Raw genomic sequence first — 16,990 nt, forward strand, 5'->3', positions numbered from 1 at the left:
GATTAATCTTTCTCAACCCTAATCACATTTAGGTTTGGATAGCCAAGTAAAATCTCATATTCTTGTGAGCCGCGTTTTGCTTCAATTTCAAACACACCGCGACCATTCTTTTCTTCGAGCTCAATATCTTTAACTTGGTAACCCATTGATCTTACCTTGTTGACCGCACCTTGCTTAATCGCTGGATAACGCGATTCTCTCTTGATGCTGCCTTCAGTATTATTTTTATAACGTTTATCGTTTTTATATTTGCCATTATTCTTGTACTTATCTTTTTTATAATCGTCTTTGTCGTAACGGTCTTTATCGTATCTGTCATCTTGCCAAATGTTAGAAGAGGCTGTTTTTTTTGAGCTAATGAGTCTTAAATCAGGAGAGGTATATTTGAGCTCATAAGTTTGATTATTCTTTTTGGCAATGGCGGTGAGTGCTCGATTGCCACGATAGTTATCAGAGCGGATTTCCATCACTTGATAGCCTTGGCGGCTCAGGTTATTGCGTAAAGTTTGACTCACACGCTTATAGTCAGCATTACTATAATCGCTGTTGCCGCCATATATTGGGTAGTCTTCGTAACCTGGACCGACAACGGCACAACCGGTAACTGTCCCTAACATAGTTAGCGCCAGACCAGCGGATATTGCTGTCTTCAATGAGAAAGCAAGTAGAATTTTCATGATAAAATCTCCTTTGGTGTGGCATAGCTGGATAAGGGGCTATTGTTGATGAGATTTGAATTTTTAATAGTGATTGGTTATAAAGAGTTAAATATTTTATAAAGGGTTACTAATCCGAAGATTATGAAGTAATGATTATCAATAATCGATATTTGTGTTTTAATTTTGAAATATTTTCTTACATACACATAGTAAGACTTAAAAATCATTAATACATGTCTTTGATGTTAAGAAGTTGTAAATTTTGCAAATAGTTGCGTAAGCATTCGACACATTAGGTGACTAAGGTGTTGCTAACCTTATTAAACATCGCTAACTCTTTTTGCGTTTAAATAAATACTACAGTGCTTTAGAAGTCATTCGTTTTCAATAATAATAGCTTTATCAATGACTTGCTTAATCATGGCTGTTTTAACAAGAGACTATGTAAGCATATGCTTACACGCAATGACGCTTACGCGACTTACCAGGTGCCTCATAATTTGACACTATACACACACGGCATAAGGGAATGTGACTCAAGGATTGAGTTGACCGTATTAAGGATAATAGTTCAATCGCTGGCATCAGGATGATAATAGCAATTGGAATAAGGATACATGACCCGTGTTGCTGGCAGATAATGCCAATAGTAGTGTGAAGAAATGGGCAGGATGCCTAGCTATCACAACATACTCAATATCCTGCAAGGATGCAGTGATTAGAGTGGTGATGGGTAACAAGGATAGTTGACAATAAAACCGCATAATAATTAATTGTTATGCGGTTTTATTGTGTCTGGGTATTAGATATTCCTTTGCATATATTCCCCAGTATCTATTTATTGTAATAGCTATCAATGGTATTTCTCCCAGCCCAACCTTTCTACATATTGATTACGATGATCGTCAAGGTAAATCGGTAATTATCAGTGAAGCATGAAAAAGGCAAATAAAAAAACCGCATTACAATCGATGCGGTTTTTATTTACTAAATAACTGATAAAAATGTGTACTTATCTTATGACAAGATTTTATAAGAAATTTTATGAATTAGTATTTATTTTCAGTACGCCATGCATCAACTTCGCGCTCAGCGTCATCTTTACTATGACCATAACGCTCTTGGACTTTACCAACTAGCTTGTCACGGCTACCTTCGATATGTAGTAAGTCATCATCAGTAAGATCAGCCCATTTTTGCTTTACTGAGCCTTTCATCTGTTTCCACTCACCTTTTAGGGTATGTTCGTTCATTGTGATATTCCTTATTCTCGTTATTGCGCCTCTATAACCCTGTGATTAGAAACTACATCAACTGTTTATACGACGCTTTAATGTGCAAGTTATTATTTATGATTCTTATTGCTTGTTCAGTGCTACTTTTTAGTACTTTACAACTAGCCAGTGGCTAACTTGTTCTATCAATATAGGAAGTTCTGCGATACTTGTCTGTAGGGGCAATGTTTGTAGTGTTACTCAATTATGATAAAAACTGCGTCTATGTTAGGAGCAGTATAGTTGTGTAAGAGATTAGGCATTTTTTCAGTATGATCCGTAAAGATTGACTATAAATAATCCATCGTTTGAGTATTTAAATATAGACTTACTGTTTAAATGACTATAGCCTTATAGTTGAACTAACGGTTGTTTTATAGGTATGACCAAGCTAGGGCAAATTGACAATGAATTCATTGAATACAGTAAATGATACGAAAACAGAATCGAAGCGTGAGCAGGAAAAAGCGAAAACCCGTCATAAATTGCTAAAAAGTGCCTTGCAGTTGTATAGCTTAGAGGGCAGCTGTGGCATGAGTATGAATAAAATCGCGAAAGGTGCAAATATTGCCCAGCCAAGTTTTTATAATCACTTTGGCAGTTTAGATACGTTGCAGCAGGTGCTGAGCGAGCAGCTTAAAGACAACTATTTATCGCCGATGCGTATGGCGTGGGTAGATATGCTTAAAGACTATCCAACGCTGTCTAAAGAGGCGTTCAATCAGCGTTGTCAGGAATGCCTAACGTTAATTTTCGAGATTGCCTTCCAAAATATCGCTTTATTTCAACGTTTAATCGAAGACAGTCTGCGCTTTGATTCAAAAATAGAACGTCAAGGTTTGGGAAGCTTGATCATAGAAATACGAGAGGAGTGGACCAAGATATTTATGCAGGGGTTGCAGTCAGCCAAGTGTGCTTTTGAGGAATCTGACGTTCATCTCTGTGTCGATATCGCTGCCGCCCAAGTACATGAGTTGATATTAGGTTGTCATCAACAGCGTTATTCACGGCAGCAGGCCATTGAGATATTGTGCAAAAACTTTGATGGACTTTTTAACAGCTTTTTCACCAAAGACAGGCATAGAGTGAATGGCTAGTTGCTCAGCTTATCAATGTTTAGCTTTGGCTAATTGTCAGTTTTTTAAGACTAGCAAATTTATTAACCTCATAAAACGGAATTTATATAGTAAAAGCGATAGTAAAAAAAACAACAGGGAGCGCGACCATGAGTAGTGGACAAATTAACACGGATGCACAAACACATTTTAGAACCTGCAACTTATGTGAAGCGATGTGCGGTATTGTCATCAAGCATGATGGTAAAAAGGTGTTATCGATCAAAGGCGATAAAGACGATCCATTTTCTAAAGGTTATATTTGCCCAAAAGCGACTGCTTTGCAAGACTTGCATGAAGACAGCGATCGACTGCGTCATCCCGTTGAGAGAACCGCTAACGGTTGGAAAGAGATTAGCTGGGCTGATGCTTTGGATAAGGTAGCAGCGGGTATTCAGTCGGTACAGAAAAAGTACGGTCAAAACGCCTTCGGTATTTATCTAGGCAATCCTAATGTCCATAATCTAGGCGGCATGTTAACCATTAAGCATTTATTAACCAGTATCAAGACGCGCAGTCGCTTTTCTGCGACTTCCATTGACCAACTGCCGCATCACATCGTTAGCATGCATCTGTTCGGGCATATGCTGCGCATTCCTGTGCCTGACGTCAATCGTACCCAATATATGCTCATCATTGGTGGCAATCCGTTAGCGTCTAATGGCAGTATCATGACCGCGCCAAATATGCGTCAAAAACTAAAAGATATCCAAGCCCGCGATGGTAAAGTGGTGGTGATTGATCCAAGGCGCACCGAAACCGCAGACATTGCCAGCGAGCATCATTTTATTCGTCCAGCGACCGATGTCTTACTGCTGCTTGCTATGCTCAATGAGATTCATCTCCAAGGGTATGCGGACAAAGCACGTACTAAAAACAACAAAGCATTGGCACTAGCGCCAGAGATTGAGCGCATCGCCGACTTTGCCAAAGAGTATAGTGCGGAGTCTGTTGCTGATATTACTGGCATTGCGGCAAGCGAGATTAAACGACTGGTCAAAGAGTTTTGTGAAGCGGAAAGTGCGGTCTGTTACGGGCGCATGGGTGTCTCGGTACAAGAGTTTGGGTTACTGAGTCAATATCTGATTATGCTGATTAACATTGTCACGGGACGCTTGGATGAAGTGGGTGGTCTGATGTTCCCCAATCCTGCAGTCGATGTGGTCAATAACTCGGGTCCAGGTTATTTAGGTAAGCGTCATAGCCGAGTGAGTAATTTGCCTGATTTTAATGGTGATTATCCCGTCGTGGCGATGGCGGATGAGATGCTGGTTGAGGGCGCGGGACAATTAAAAGGCTTTATGACTGTCGCTGGCAATCCTGTGCTCAGTACGCCCAATGGTGAAAAGTTAGATGAGGCGTTTGCCAACCTGGACTTTATGGTCGCTATTGATTACTTCGTTACAGAAACCAGTCGTCATGCCCATATCATTTTGCCACCTGTCTCGCCATTAGAGCGCGATCATTATGATGTTACCTTTAATAACTTTGCCGTGCATAATGTCGCTAAATATTCAAAAGCATTGTTTGCTAAGAAAAAAAATACAAAACATGATTGGCAAATCTACTTAGAGTTGGCAAAACGTCTGGATAAAAAAGCGCCACTTGCAACCAAAATAGAGCGCCGATTGGTCAGGACATTAGGACCAAAATTTCTGCTTGATCAAGGTTTAAAACGCGGACCTTATGCAGGTATGACGCTGAATAAACTTAAGAAAAATCCGCATGGTATTGGTTTAGGACCTCTCAAAAAGATGTTGCCACATGCTTTAAAGCATAAAGACAAGCAGATTCATCTTAACGTTGATTTTTATCAAGCAGATTTAGAGCGCGTACAGGCGATGATGCAGGACTATGACAGCAAGCAGATTTTATTAATCGGTCGTCGTCATGTACGCAGTAATAACTCGTGGCTGCACAATAGCTATCGGTTGGTAAAAGGCAAGCCGCGCTGCACGCTAATGCTGCATCCTGAAACGGCCAAAGAATACGGTATCGAGGATGGTCAAAACGTAAAAGTTACCTCGCGCGTTGGTAGTGTAATGATAGTTGCAGAAGTCACGAACGAGCTGATGCCAAGAGTGGTAAGTATTCCTCATGGCTGGGGACACGGCCGTAAAGGCGTGAAACAAAAAATTGCGCAGGCGCATGCCGGTGTCAGTGTTAACGATTTGACGGACGATACGTTAATTGACCAGCTAAGTGGCAATGCAGCGGTCAATGGCGTACCTGTGCGGTTGGAAGCAATTGAGCCAAAAGAGCTTAATTTGGATACCATCGATTCTGACGTTGATTCCGATATTGAATCAGGGAGCGCTGCGTAAAACAGCTCTAGAATAAAAGTCTTTAACATAAAGAAGAAAGGTGCTTATATCAGCGCCTTTTTTTACGTTCCTAATCCAACAAAATCAAAATCGACTGGCGGTGTCTCGCCCTGTATTAATGAGCTGATAGCCTTTGCCGAGCCGCAAGCATGGGTCCAGCCAAGTGTGCCATGACCAGTATTGAGCCATAAATTATCGAAGCTAGCGTCTATATTGTGACTACCATGCCAGACTTGACCCCTATGCGCGCGTCCTATTAAAGGAACATTTGATGGGGTCATCGGTCGCAGCCCTGTCCAATATTGGACAGAATTAGCAATGATACCTTTCGGAAATAATTGCTGCACACGGCGAGTGATTGCTTCACAGCGTATGGTATTTAAATCCAAATTATAGCCGTTAAATTCTGCCGTTCCCGCAACCCGTAATTTGTCACCAAGGCGTGATGTTACCAATTTGAACTCATCATCAATGAGACTGACGAAGGGTGCCAGATGCGGCGCGCGGGTATTGATTTGATAAGTAGCCGAGTAGCCTTTAGCGGGAAAAATAGGCAGATGCATATTCAGTGGCTTCATCAGCGCTACGCTATAGCTACCGAGCGCTAGTACATGGCTGTCCGCACTAAAAGTCTGTGCGTTTTCACCCTTGGGTCGAATAGTAATACTATGGATATGCGGGCTAGTAGAGTCGGTGTCCGCATTTAACGCCAAAATCTCGGTATCATATAAGAACTGCACGCCAACTTCGACGCAGCGCTGAGCTAAGCGTTGGGTAAATAAATGGGCATTACCTGATTCATCACGGCTGGTATAAGTTGCGCCTTTGAGCTTATGGGCAATAGGGTAGAGCGCGGGCTCGAGGCTGACGGCATTATTGATATCAATAATATGGCGCTCACAGCCTAACTCTTGCATGCGCTTGGTTGGTGCAATGGCGGCATCAAACTCAGCTTGGTTGGTATAAAAATGCATGATGCCGCGCGTTTGCTGCTCATAATCAATATCGATATCAGCACGCAGCTGTTGTAGTGCATCTCGTGAATACAAGCCTAAGCGTACCATTTGTACCAAATTGGCATCGGCTCGTTCTGCGCGGCATTCTTGTAAAAACTGCATCGCCCACTTAAGCTGTGCCTTATCAGCACGCAAGCGATATAGTAGCGGCGCATCCTCGCGAAACAGCCATTTAAGGGCTTTCATTGGGGCAGCAGGATTGGCCCAAGGCGTCGCGTGCGAGACAGATATCTGCCCACCATTGGCAAATGAAGTTTGCATACCTGCGGCTGACTCACGTTCAATGACGGTTACATCGTAGCCTGCTTGGCGAAGATACCATGCGGTGGTCACGCCCACCACGCCCGCTCCGAGTACCGTAATATGACTCATAAATTGCTCTGCTGCGTTTTTAGTAAAAGTGCTTTAAAGAGTGCTAATCGTTTCGCATTATTTTTGGCGGGCGACATCCGCTTGCAGTGCTGGCGGTAAGTCTAATATCGTAAGCTCGCTATCCGCTATATGTTCTGGACGGGCGACGACCAATGCCTTAAAGCCACTCTCATCTGCAATCGCATTGACCACTTGGATTTTATCGAGCTTGTCACCTGCTGCTGGTACGTCGCCTGTGCCGCTAACATAATGTAAAAAAGCTTTTGGCGCCGCTTTAAAGTAAATACGGGCAATGACTTCTTGACCAAGGTAGCAGCCTTTATCGTAATCCATACCGCCGCGCTGATGCAGCCGTAGCTCTTGCGGCTGAAACAAACCTTGTGTGGCAGCAACTATCCAATAGTTACCGATTGCGAGACTCGCTTGCATCCACGCTTGGGTATCTGCTGGCGTGCTATGTTCCTCTTTATGGCTAAAGGTTGGCAACCCATCAACCACGCAAGGATAAATCGGCGCTAGCGCACTGGTATCAAATTTTGAAAAGGCGCCAAACTTTTTTAAATGGGCTTGGAAAGCCTCAACGCAATCGGCACTGATAACCACATCATAGTGCTTTTCTTCTTGTTTTTTTATCCATAGACCAAAATCGATGCGACCTTTTAAATTACTAAGCGCTGTTGCTTGATAACTGAGTCCGAGCTTGGTGACATCAGAGGTCAATTGTCCTTGTAAGAATTTTTCCGCGTCTTCACCTTGAATGGTTAGCTGAGCAAATTGTGGCAGTGTTGATATACTTGATTGAGTCATTGTTATAGTCCTATTTATCAGTCGATATCGCCTCAGATATTATGGTGAACACTGAGTTATTAAAATAATTGCTAAAGTAGCTGTTGAGGTTTTTACCATCCAAACATACATGGCTATCAAACCAAATTTAGTTAAAGCAGAGTACCACAAAAAACTGGGTGATAAAAAATGTCCGTTTAATGTCTATTTTAAGGTATCAGCGCATGCATAAAATGTATAAATTGGGCACAGTACGGTGTTTACAATCGAAGCGATTGGTTAAAGTTGGCGAGTTACGGTACAATGTTAGCTCTAGAATACACCCAATTTATCACGGCTGACGAGGAAATTATGAGCTTACCCAATTGCCCAAAATGCGATGCTGAATATACGTACGAAGATGGTGCGTTACTGGTATGCCCCATGTGTGCGCATGAGTGGACCGCGGCTGAAACCGATGCGGCGCAAGCTGAAGAGCAAGACGCGGTCATTCGTGACGCGGTCGGTAATGAGCTGCAAGATGGCGATACCGTCACCGTGATTAAAGACTTAAAGGTCAAAGGTTCCTCAACTATTATCAAAGTCGGTACGAGAGCAAAAGGTATCCGCCTACTGCCCGATGCGTCTGATGGTCATGATATCGACTGTAAACTCGATGGTTATGGACCAATGAAGCTGAAATCGTCGGTGGTTAAAAAAGCCTAATTTATTGTTAATAAAATAAGACCAAATCAATAAGTAGAGAATCAGTATGAGTACTAAAAATGAACAACTTTTCGCGCAAGCACGTAAGCATATTCCTGGCGGCGTAAACTCACCGGTTCGCGCCTTTGCCGGTGTCGGTGGCACGCCTATTTTTATGCACCGTGCTAACGGTAGCAAGATCTATGACACCGAAGACAACGCTTATATCGATTATGTCGGCTCTTGGGGTCCCATGATTTTAGGTCACGCGCATCCAAAAGTCATTGATGCCGTTAAAAAAGCCGCTGATGATGGTTTGAGCTTTGGTACACCAACACCGTTTGAAACCACGGTTGCTGATAAGATTTGCGACATCGTCCCAAGCGTTGAGATGATTCGTATGACTAGCTCTGGTACAGAAGCGACCATGAGCGCGATTCGTTTAGCGCGCGGGTTTACGGAGCGTGACAAAATCGTCAAATTTGAAGGCTGCTACCATGGTCATTCAGACAGCTTATTGGTAAAAGCGGGCTCAGGCATGCTTGATATTGGCGAACCAACATCAAAAGGCGTGCCAGCGGATTTTGCTAAGCATACGATTACCATTCCTTATAATGACCCACAAGCGATTAAAGATTGCTTTGAGAAATGGGGTAGTGAGATTGCTTGCGTGATTGTTGAACCAATCGCTGGCAACATGAATATGGTCATTCCGACCCAAGAATTCCATGATACCTTGCGTGCAGAATGTACCGCCAATGGTGCGGTATTGATTTTTGATGAAGTAATGACCGGCTTTCGTGTTGGACTTGGCGGCGCACAAGCGCATTTTGGCATTGACCCTGATTTAACTTGCTTTGGTAAAATCATCGGTGCTGGTTTACCAGTCGGTGCTTTTGGTGGCAAAAAAGAAGTGATGTCTTGTATCGCGCCACTTGGCGGCGTCTATCAAGCGGGTACGTTATCAGGCAACCCATTGGCAATGCGTGCTGGTATCGCGATGTTTGAAGACTTAACCGTCGATGGTTTCTATGCTGAATTATCAGCGAAAGTAGACCAGCTCGTTGATGGCTTCCAAGCTGCGGCAGATAAGCATGGTATTAACTTGCGCACCAATAAATTGGGCGGTATGTTTGGCATGTTCTTTGTTAAAGACAAGGCAACAAACGTACCCCAGAATTTCGATGACGTCACCGAATGCGATATGGATGTCTTTAATACTTTCTTCCATGGCATGCTAGATCGCGGTATCTACCTTGCGCCATCTGCTTATGAAGCGGGCTTTATGTCCATCAAGCATAGTGATGCAGACATTGAAGCTACTATTAAAGCGGCTGACGAGATTTTTGCAGAAATGGCAAAAGCTTAGTTTACTGCTTTGAAGTTTAGCCCTATAAATAAAAACCAGCCATTGTGCTGGTTTTTTTGTGTCTAAATTTTATAAATTCATTATAAAAAATAAAGTTTTTTTGATAGTGACTTTATAATTTAAAAAAAATAAGACTGAGATAAATCCTTTGTTGAGTGATTGCAAAATAGACAATAAGTTGTGCTATTCTGAGACTAATAATGACAATTGAGCAAGGATGCTAACCGATGAATACTAGTTTTGACAATAATGCACCTAGCAGTACCACGCCGCCGCTATGGCAGGCTGCTTATGAGCAGTATGGACTCAGAAATAACCTAGATGCGTTAGAAGGTAAGCAAAACCTAATAGACTTACTACAACCAAAGATAGATCAGCATAGCGACTCTGTGGCCTTTAGTATGGGGTCTGCAACGCTAACCTTTGGGCAGTTAGATATCGCTAGTCGCCGCTTTGCTGCTTTTTTGCAAGCACAAGGTATAAATAAAGGTGACCGCATCGCCGTCCAACTGCCCAATATATTGCAGTATGCCGTGGTTTTACTTGGTTGTCTGCGGGCAGGAGCGGTACTGGTCAATGTCAATCCGATGTATACCCATTATGAATTGGCGCATCAGCTGACGGATGCTCAAGCCTGTGGTCTTATCGTCCTCGATGGGATGAGCTCTGCTTATGAGCAGTTAGACGATGCAGTTAAGGCGCAACTTAAATGGGTCGTCAGATGTTCTATAGATCCTAACGCTGCGATATCTGATAATGATATTGCCTTATTGAGTCAGATTGGCGCAAATCAGACCAACTCAACCAATGACTCCCATAATGTATCAGAATCAGTAATGGATAATGAGCCATCATCGCAAGAAAATATAGCGCCTGAGAACATAAAATTTGCACATATTATGCAGTCTCATCGCGAGCAAGACTTTAAAGCTGTGACTATCGAGTGCGAGGATTTAGCGTTATTACAATATACTGGTGGTACAACAGGTAAGCCCAAAGGCGCGATGTTGACGCATTATAATGTCATGGCCAATGTCTGCCAGTGTTATGCAATGTTTGGCAGTGCGATTGAAGCAGGACGTAGTGAGCAGATTAAGATACTCAATCCTTTGCCGCTCTATCATATTTTCTCATTTACGGTTTGTGGTTTGCTTGGAATATATGGTGGTTGGGAAGATATATTGGTCATTAACCCGCGTGATATTGACGGGCTAGTCAAAACCATTGAGCAGCATCGTCCGCATGTCATACCTTCAGTCAATACTTTATTTATTGGTATGCTGCATCACCCGAAGTTTGCCAGTCTTGATTTTAGTCGCTTGGCCTTATCTATCGGTGGTGGTACCGCAATCATAAAAGCAGTATCTGATCAGTGGCAACAAGTCACCGGCATGATAATCAATGAAGGTTACGGCATGTCCGAAACCTCTCCAGTTATCTCTTTTAATCCGCCTGGGATTAGCAGTTTTAATGGTAGCGTGGGTCTGCCACTAGCTATGATGGATATCAAAATCATTGATGAAGATGGCGGCGCTTGTGCGATAGGTGTACGTGGAGAAGTCGCTATCAAAGGACCACAAGTGATGCGTGGTTATTGGCAAAGAGACAATACTGATACTTTTACTGAAGACGGCTATTTTAAATCTGGCGATATCGGAGTAATGAATGCTGAAGGCTTCTTGACGCTTGTTGACCGTAAGAAAGACATGATATTGGTCTCAGGCTTTAACGTTTATCCCAACGAAGTAGAAGCGGCGTTGACTGAGCACCCAAAAGTGCTAGAAGTAGCGGTAATTGGTATTGCAGATGTGCATAGCGGTGAAGTACCCAAAGCGTTTGTGGTCAAAAAAGATTCGAGCTTGACGGTAGAGGAGCTACAAGACTTTGCAAGCGAGCGTCTCACAGGCTATAAACGTCCGCAGTCATACGAATTCATCGATGAATTACCTAAGACGGCAGTCGGTAAGATATTACGTAAATCTTTACGCTAAAGGCGCATTTTATTTAATTTATAAAAGTGCTTAATATCATCGAAACTCTTAAAGATATTTAAGCTCTGGAAGTTATAAAAACACTGAGCTGCAAAAAATTGCAGCCCAGTGTTTTTTTACATTTTCCATATAGCACCTTAATAATCACTGAAAGGTTTGGCTTTATCTGACCTTATCAAATTTACGATCTTTTAAGCTGAGTCTGCCGCGTAGCACATCGCTATACATGCGAAAGTCACTGACAAAGCTCTGTATTGGGAATTTAAAAGAAGCGGGTTTGTTTTTCTCAAAGAAAAAATGTCCGACCCACGCACAGGCATATCCTGCGGCAATACCTTTAAGCAGCGGCTTTGCCGAGCGGTTCTTAATGGATTTTGCCAATCCCAAAAGTCCAAAACTGCTACTGGCAAAATGCAAACGGCGGCAGGCAATGTTTTGATGCTCATTTAAATAAAAATCGTAAAAATTCACCTTAGCTGGACGTTTTAGGTGGATAAGGCTGCCATGACTGGCTTGTTCAGTGCCAGCAGAAGATTTGGCGGTTGAGGCTTGGGTGGTCGTCTGATTCATGGTTTTTGCTTCCTTGCAGGTTGTTATTGATTGAGCGTCATCAGTCCGTGATGGGCTTTAATGGCAAAGATGGGTGCTTATTATATATCGAGTTATATATATATCGAACATTTATCGCCATGAGTAAGTGCTTGTTCTTTATTATAATATAGAGAATTGCAGTTGTAGCAAGCCGTTATTGTTAAAATAGGCTATGTTAAAGTGCGCCCGAGATTTTGGCTGCTACTTTTCAGGATTAAAGCATATTTGTTTCTCGCTTAATCTATAGGTAACGGTGCAAGTCTCTGACTCACCAGCGTTTTGCATAAATATTTTAATAGCAAAACTTGCTATAATCCTCATTTTAAAAGCCCTGATGCTCTTAAATACCTTTTTATCTAATACGGTAACGATCTCTCTTATGCCTAAAGATTACCTGAAAAACCCACCACTTGCTGATGATGAGATGATGGCAGCCATTGATATTGGCTCCAACAGCTTTCATTTAGCCATTGCTCGCCTCGATCATGGTGAGGTGCGAAAAGTAGTGTCTATGTCTGAAAAGGTGCAGCTCGCTGCAGGACTCGATGAGAATAACATCTTGGGCGCTTCTGCTGAAAAGCGTGGTCTAGAGTGCTTAAGCCGATTTGTTGCGCGTTTAGATTCGGTGCCGCCTGAGCGTATTCGCGTCGTCGCGACCAACGCTTTGCGCCAAGCCAAAAATGCCAATGACTTCATCACCCGTGCCAATAAAATTTTGCCCAAACCCATTGAGATTATCGCCGGACGAGAAGAGGCGCGTTTGATTTATTTGGGGGTCTCACATACCAATGCCAGTAGTGATAAGCGTTTGGTCATTGATATTGGTGGCGGTTCGACAGAGTTTATTATTGGTCAAGAATTCGATCCACTATTGACCGAGAGCTTACAGATGGGCTGTGTGGCCTTTACTCAAAAGTATTTTTCGGACGGATTAATTACCAAAGAAGCCTTTAATAATGCTATCTCGAGCGCGCGTAAAGAGGTGTTAGCGATTAATGGACGTTACCAAAAAGTAGGCTGGAGTAGTGTCGTTGGCTCGAGTGGCACGATTAAAGCGGTGCGCAACGTCCTTGTCTCAAAAGGCTGGGCGGACGAGCAAGAGCGCATTACCTATAAAGGCGTTAAAAAGTTAGAGAAGTTATTGCTAAAAATTGGCAACGTTGATGATATTGATTTAGAAGGCGTGAAAGAGCATCGTAAAGCGGTCTTTCCAGCAGGTGTGGCAGTATTACGTGCGATCATGAAAGTATTGGGCATCGAGACCATGGTTTACTCAGATGGCGCGCTACGCGAAGGCGTCATGTACGACATGCTCGGCCGCTTTGCCAGCGAAGACGTGCGTGACCGCAGTGTCTTGGCGCTGATAAAGCGTTATTCAGGCGATAAAAAACAAGCCAAACAAGTGGTTAAAACCAGTCTTAATCTATTTGAGCAGGTAAAAAGTCAGCTTAGCCTCAATAGTGAAGATGGTGATTTGCTCAGACGGGCGGCGTCCTTACACGAAATAGGCTTGGCGATTGCTCATAGCAGTTATCATAAGCACAGTGCTTACTTGATTGAATACTCTGATATTCCAGGATTTTCGCAAGTGGATCAAAAGCGTATGGCGCAATTGATGCTGAATCATCGCCGTAAGCTCAAAGCTGATATGTTAGAGCAGACTTGTACCATCGGTGGTGAACAGCTCGTTTATTTGTGTTTGTTGCTACGCTTAGCGGTACTGGCGCATCATAGTCGTAGCGATCATGAATTACCAAAGCTAGCGCTAAAAGTGCTGGAGGATAATCGCTGGCAAATCACGGTTGGCGAGAGTAGTGAGCACTATGCTTTCTTGTTATCAGATTTGCATACTGAGGTTGAACAGTTCGCTAAATGGGGCGTGAAACTGAGCGTGGTTGAGGCCGAGTGTAGTTGAGCCATCAGCGCTGAGTGCTAGCACTGATTCTTAACAATGGTTTTTAATACTGATTCTTAATGCTAAGCCGTTACTATTGTAATAATTGAGCTACAGATTAACGTAACAAAAGCGGCTTTGTCAGTAATGTCATGCCATTTAAGATGTGCTACTATAGCTTCTATTGAGTTTACAACTGTACTTTGATTATCAAAAAGCCGAGATTGTTCAAAAGCTGATAACAAGGTCATTTTAAACATCACCACATTACCTATAATTATGAAAGGGAAGCGTCTATGAGTACCGTCTGGGATAGCGTTCAGCTTGCACGGCATGCCAAACGTCCATTATTTATGGACTATGTGAATCAATTGTTTACCGAGTTTGATGAGTTGCATGGCGACCGTGCTTATGCGGATGATAAGGCCATTCTTGGTGGTCTTGCGCGCCTAGATGGTATGCCGGTGATGGTTATTGGCCAGCATCGTGGTCGCAGTACGCGCGAGCGTATCGCCCATAATTTTGGTATGGCCAATCCCGAAGGCTATCGTAAGGTGATTCGCTTGGTCAAAATGGCTGAGCGTTTTAATATCCCGGTGATGACCTTTGTCGATACCCAAGGCGCCTACCCAGGTATCGGTGCTGAAGAGCGCGGTCAAGCGCAAGCCATCGCCGAAAGTATCGCAGTGTTTTCAAGCCTTAAAGTGCCTATCATCGTCACCATTATCGGTGAAGGTGGCTCAGGCGGTGCATTGGCGATAGGGGTTGGCGATAAGGTAAATATGCTGCAAAACAGTATTTACTCTGTCATCTCTCCTGAAGGCTGTGCGTCTATTTTGTGGAAAACGGCTGAAAAGGCACAAGATGCCAGTGAAGCATTGAAATTAAATGCCATCAATCTCTATCAAATGGGCTTAATTGATGCAGTTATCGATGAAGGCGAGGGCGCACATATTCAGCCGCAGCCAGTCATGACTGCGCTCAAGGCATTAATCTTTGAGCAACTAAATGAGCTTAAAGACATGGATGCGCATGAGCGTTGCGAACTACGTTATGAGAAGCTGAAATCCTTTAATTCAGAAGTCATGTTGCCTTGCTAGTGCTCTAGCTGCTAGATGGCTAATGATCAGCTTTTAGCCCTGAAGGTCTGTGCTTAATGTTAAAATAAAAACGTGTCATTTTATGGCGCGTTTTTTTGTGCCGATTCATTTATCCTAGAAAAACTGCATGAGCTCTTAAGTGATTTAATGATTAATAAGGTTGATAATGACGAATAGCGCAATCCTTTCCCACCCTATTGATTCGATAGTCACTCTGCCTATTGATAATGTTCTAGCAGAAGCGTTATTAAGCAGTCTGGCTGAGTATAGCGAACAGCTGCATGGACGGCGAGTTTGGCTGGCCTGTAGTGGTGGGCGTGATTCGTTGGCACTCGCAGCACTGTGTGTGCAGCTCTATCAGCAAGGTAAGTTGCCATTTTTGCCGCAATTACTGCATGTTAATCATGGTCTGCAAGCAGATAGTGGCGCTTGGGCACAGCACGTTGCCGATTGGGCAAAGGTACAAAACATACCGTGCCAGATTTTACGCGCTCAAGTGGACGGTCATGATGAGCAAGCGGCACGGCAAGCACGCTATGACGTGATGCGTGTCCAACTTAATCAAGATGATGTATTGCTTTTGGCCCATCATGCTGATGACCAAGCAGAAACGGTGTTAATGCGCTTGATTCAAGGCGCTGGGGTCAATGGTCTATCAGGTATGCAGCCATGGCACATCCAAACGCAGGACGCACATCGTATAGCCTTATGGCGACCTTGGCTGACGGTCAAACGCGCCGATATCAGCGCCTATGCTCAGCGTATAAAGCTACCCTATATCGATGACCCAACCAATGAGGCTGGCGATAATGTGCGTAGTGGACTGCGCCGAGATATCATGCCGATATTGGCGACCTATAATCCAAACGTCATTGATAATATTGCTCGTAGCACGCAGTTATTAAGCGATGCTCAATTAATTATCAATGCCCAAGCAGTCGAGGATTTGCAGCAGATAGAGGTTGCACCGTTACAACTTCAATATGCACAGCGCGTACTAAATATAGATAAACTACAAACCTTACCATCCTATCGTCAGCGACAATTATTGCACCATTGGCTCGGTCAAGATGAGCCATTGCCGCCTGCAAAGCAGCTCGTTGATGATGTTTTACGCCTAAGCCAACGTGATGATAATGATCACCAAACGGTGCTATTTTGGCAAGGTCGCAAGCAGTCGTATACTGTTCGCCGCTACCGTCAGCAGCTTTATCGTCTCAGCAGTGACTGGCTCAAATGGTTAGAGTTACCCTTTACCGAGCAGACGCAGACCTTATCTAGTCATACTGAGTCTAATCTTACTGTTATTCATACAACTCACAGTAAGTCCGTTTCCATGACCTTACGTAATGATAATAAATTTACTTGGCAATTGCAGATTATGCCAAATGAAGTAGCGCAACCATTAGAAATCTATAAAGATAAGGTTAAGTTCACCTTTGCGCCATTAGATCGTCATCAGCGTGTGCAAACGGTACTGGCGTCACGCCCACAAGCGGGTAAAAAGCTTTATCAAACATTGGGTATCCCACCATGGCTGCGCGAGAGTTTGGTGGTAGTTAGCGTAACTTTTATAAATGACAGAAACATTGGAAATGAGCTTCTAGACAATGAGCGCCCGATAAACTGTCCTATTTTATTATTATCACCTTTCGAAAGCTGGGTGTTGGCTGCTGAACAGTCGAGTATTAATGTGGATGTAAAGCAACTTGCCACCCTTATCAAAAGCCAGCTAGCTGTGCGTAAAACATGGTAAATAATAAAGATGCGGCGTCCACTATATTGATTACTTAAACGGTAGCGCCATTACTGAGC

Annotated in this window: 13 protein-coding genes; 8 read left to right on the plus strand and 5 right to left on the minus strand. The window is 43.3% G+C overall.

The window, feature by feature from the left end; translation table 11 throughout:
- Positions 1 to 2 precede the first annotated feature (2 nt).
- Both FQ084_RS09695 and FQ084_RS09700 read right to left on the minus strand, forming a co-directional pair.
- The gene (locus FQ084_RS09695) at positions 3 to 677 is read right to left on the minus strand and encodes a hypothetical protein (protein ID WP_149490431.1); all 675 of its coding nucleotides are present in this window, start codon (positions 675 to 677) and stop codon (positions 3 to 5) included.
- A gap of 1,031 nt (positions 678 to 1,708) precedes the next feature.
- Positions 1,709 to 1,912, minus strand: a complete 204-nt coding sequence (locus tag FQ084_RS09700) for a CsbD family protein (RefSeq protein ID WP_149490432.1) — start codon at positions 1,910 to 1,912, stop codon at positions 1,709 to 1,711.
- A gap of 428 nt (positions 1,913 to 2,340) precedes the next feature.
- Here FQ084_RS09700 and FQ084_RS09705 point away from each other — a divergent pair, with 428 nt between their 5' ends.
- Together FQ084_RS09705 and FQ084_RS09710 are read left to right on the plus strand one after the other, a co-directional pair.
- Positions 2,341 to 3,030: a TetR/AcrR family transcriptional regulator gene (locus FQ084_RS09705; protein ID WP_149490433.1), complete on the plus strand. Its 690-nt coding sequence runs from the start codon at positions 2,341 to 2,343 to the stop codon at positions 3,028 to 3,030.
- Positions 3,031 to 3,158: 128 nt separating this feature from the next.
- Positions 3,159 to 5,372, plus strand: a complete 2,214-nt coding sequence (locus FQ084_RS09710) for a molybdopterin oxidoreductase family protein (RefSeq protein WP_149490434.1) — start codon at positions 3,159 to 3,161, stop codon at positions 5,370 to 5,372.
- Positions 5,373 to 5,434: 62 nt separating this feature from the next.
- Here FQ084_RS09710 and FQ084_RS09715 read toward each other — a convergent pair whose 3' ends face one another.
- Both FQ084_RS09715 and FQ084_RS09720 read right to left on the minus strand, forming a co-directional pair.
- Positions 5,435 to 6,760 (minus strand): D-amino acid dehydrogenase, encoded by a 1,326-nt coding sequence (locus FQ084_RS09715; protein WP_149490435.1) that lies wholly within the window; start codon positions 6,758 to 6,760, stop codon positions 5,435 to 5,437.
- 57 nt (positions 6,761 to 6,817) lie between these two features.
- Complete coding sequence (locus FQ084_RS09720; RefSeq protein ID WP_149490436.1) at positions 6,818 to 7,567, minus strand: YgfZ/GcvT domain-containing protein; 750 nt, start codon at positions 7,565 to 7,567, stop codon at positions 6,818 to 6,820.
- 330 nt (positions 7,568 to 7,897) lie between these two features.
- Between FQ084_RS09720 and FQ084_RS09725 the strand changes: the two genes are divergently transcribed.
- The 3 genes from FQ084_RS09725 (at position 7,898) to FQ084_RS09735 (ending at position 11,590) form a co-directional block, all read left to right on the plus strand.
- The gene (locus tag FQ084_RS09725) at positions 7,898 to 8,251 is read left to right on the plus strand and encodes a zinc ribbon domain-containing protein YjdM (protein WP_149490437.1); all 354 of its coding nucleotides are present in this window, start codon (positions 7,898 to 7,900) and stop codon (positions 8,249 to 8,251) included.
- A gap of 46 nt (positions 8,252 to 8,297) precedes the next feature.
- Entirely contained in the window at positions 8,298 to 9,599 is a 1,302-nt protein-coding gene (hemL, locus tag FQ084_RS09730) for a glutamate-1-semialdehyde 2,1-aminomutase (RefSeq protein ID WP_149490438.1), read from the plus strand.
- A gap of 227 nt (positions 9,600 to 9,826) precedes the next feature.
- Entirely contained in the window at positions 9,827 to 11,590 is a 1,764-nt protein-coding gene (locus FQ084_RS09735) for an AMP-binding protein (protein WP_149490439.1), read from the plus strand.
- Between the two features lie 162 nt (positions 11,591 to 11,752).
- On the opposite strand, the gene FQ084_RS09740 is transcribed toward FQ084_RS09735, so the two are convergent.
- Positions 11,753 to 12,160 carry a DUF962 domain-containing protein gene (locus FQ084_RS09740; protein WP_149490440.1) on the minus strand — a complete coding sequence of 136 codons (408 nt, stop codon included), beginning with the start codon at positions 12,158 to 12,160 and terminating at the stop codon, positions 11,753 to 11,755.
- A gap of 400 nt (positions 12,161 to 12,560) precedes the next feature.
- Between FQ084_RS09740 and ppx the strand changes: the two genes are divergently transcribed.
- The 3 genes from ppx to tilS all read left to right on the plus strand — a co-directional run bounded on the left by ppx (position 12,561) and on the right by tilS (position 16,931).
- Entirely contained in the window at positions 12,561 to 14,096 is a 1,536-nt protein-coding gene (gene ppx / locus FQ084_RS09745) for an exopolyphosphatase (protein ID WP_149490441.1), read from the plus strand.
- 275 nt (positions 14,097 to 14,371) lie between these two features.
- The gene (locus FQ084_RS09750) at positions 14,372 to 15,175 is read left to right on the plus strand and encodes an acetyl-CoA carboxylase carboxyltransferase subunit alpha (protein WP_149490442.1); all 804 of its coding nucleotides are present in this window, start codon (positions 14,372 to 14,374) and stop codon (positions 15,173 to 15,175) included.
- 166 nt (positions 15,176 to 15,341) lie between these two features.
- Positions 15,342 to 16,931, plus strand: coding sequence for a tRNA lysidine(34) synthetase TilS (gene tilS / locus FQ084_RS09755; RefSeq protein WP_149490443.1), 1,590 nt, complete (start codon positions 15,342 to 15,344; stop codon positions 16,929 to 16,931).
- Positions 16,932 to 16,990: the final 59 nt, after the last annotated feature.

This window comes from Psychrobacter sp. ANT_WB68 (assembly GCF_008369115.1).
Taxonomy (GTDB): Bacteria; Pseudomonadota; Gammaproteobacteria; order Pseudomonadales; family Moraxellaceae; genus Psychrobacter.

Coding starts and splice junctions, on each gene's coding strand:
- FQ084_RS09695 (WP_149490431.1), bottom strand. CDS start 677: ATGAAAATTCTACTTGCTTTCTCATTGAAGACAGCAATATCCGCTGGT.
- FQ084_RS09700 (WP_149490432.1), bottom strand. CDS start 1,912: ATGAACGAACATACCCTAAAAGGTGAGTGGAAACAGATGAAAGGCTCA.
- FQ084_RS09705 (WP_149490433.1), top strand. CDS start 2,341: ATGAATTCATTGAATACAGTAAATGATACGAAAACAGAATCGAAGCGT.
- FQ084_RS09710 (WP_149490434.1), top strand. CDS start 3,159: ATGAGTAGTGGACAAATTAACACGGATGCACAAACACATTTTAGAACC.
- FQ084_RS09715 (WP_149490435.1), bottom strand. CDS start 6,760: ATGAGTCATATTACGGTACTCGGAGCGGGCGTGGTGGGCGTGACCACC.
- FQ084_RS09720 (WP_149490436.1), bottom strand. CDS start 7,567: ATGACTCAATCAAGTATATCAACACTGCCACAATTTGCTCAGCTAACC.
- FQ084_RS09725 (WP_149490437.1), top strand. CDS start 7,898: ATGAGCTTACCCAATTGCCCAAAATGCGATGCTGAATATACGTACGAA.
- hemL (WP_149490438.1), top strand. CDS start 8,298: ATGAGTACTAAAAATGAACAACTTTTCGCGCAAGCACGTAAGCATATT.
- FQ084_RS09735 (WP_149490439.1), top strand. CDS start 9,827: ATGAATACTAGTTTTGACAATAATGCACCTAGCAGTACCACGCCGCCG.
- FQ084_RS09740 (WP_149490440.1), bottom strand. CDS start 12,160: ATGAATCAGACGACCACCCAAGCCTCAACCGCCAAATCTTCTGCTGGC.
- ppx (WP_149490441.1), top strand. CDS start 12,561: ATGCCTAAAGATTACCTGAAAAACCCACCACTTGCTGATGATGAGATG.
- FQ084_RS09750 (WP_149490442.1), top strand. CDS start 14,372: ATGAGTACCGTCTGGGATAGCGTTCAGCTTGCACGGCATGCCAAACGT.
- tilS (WP_149490443.1), top strand. CDS start 15,342: ATGACGAATAGCGCAATCCTTTCCCACCCTATTGATTCGATAGTCACT.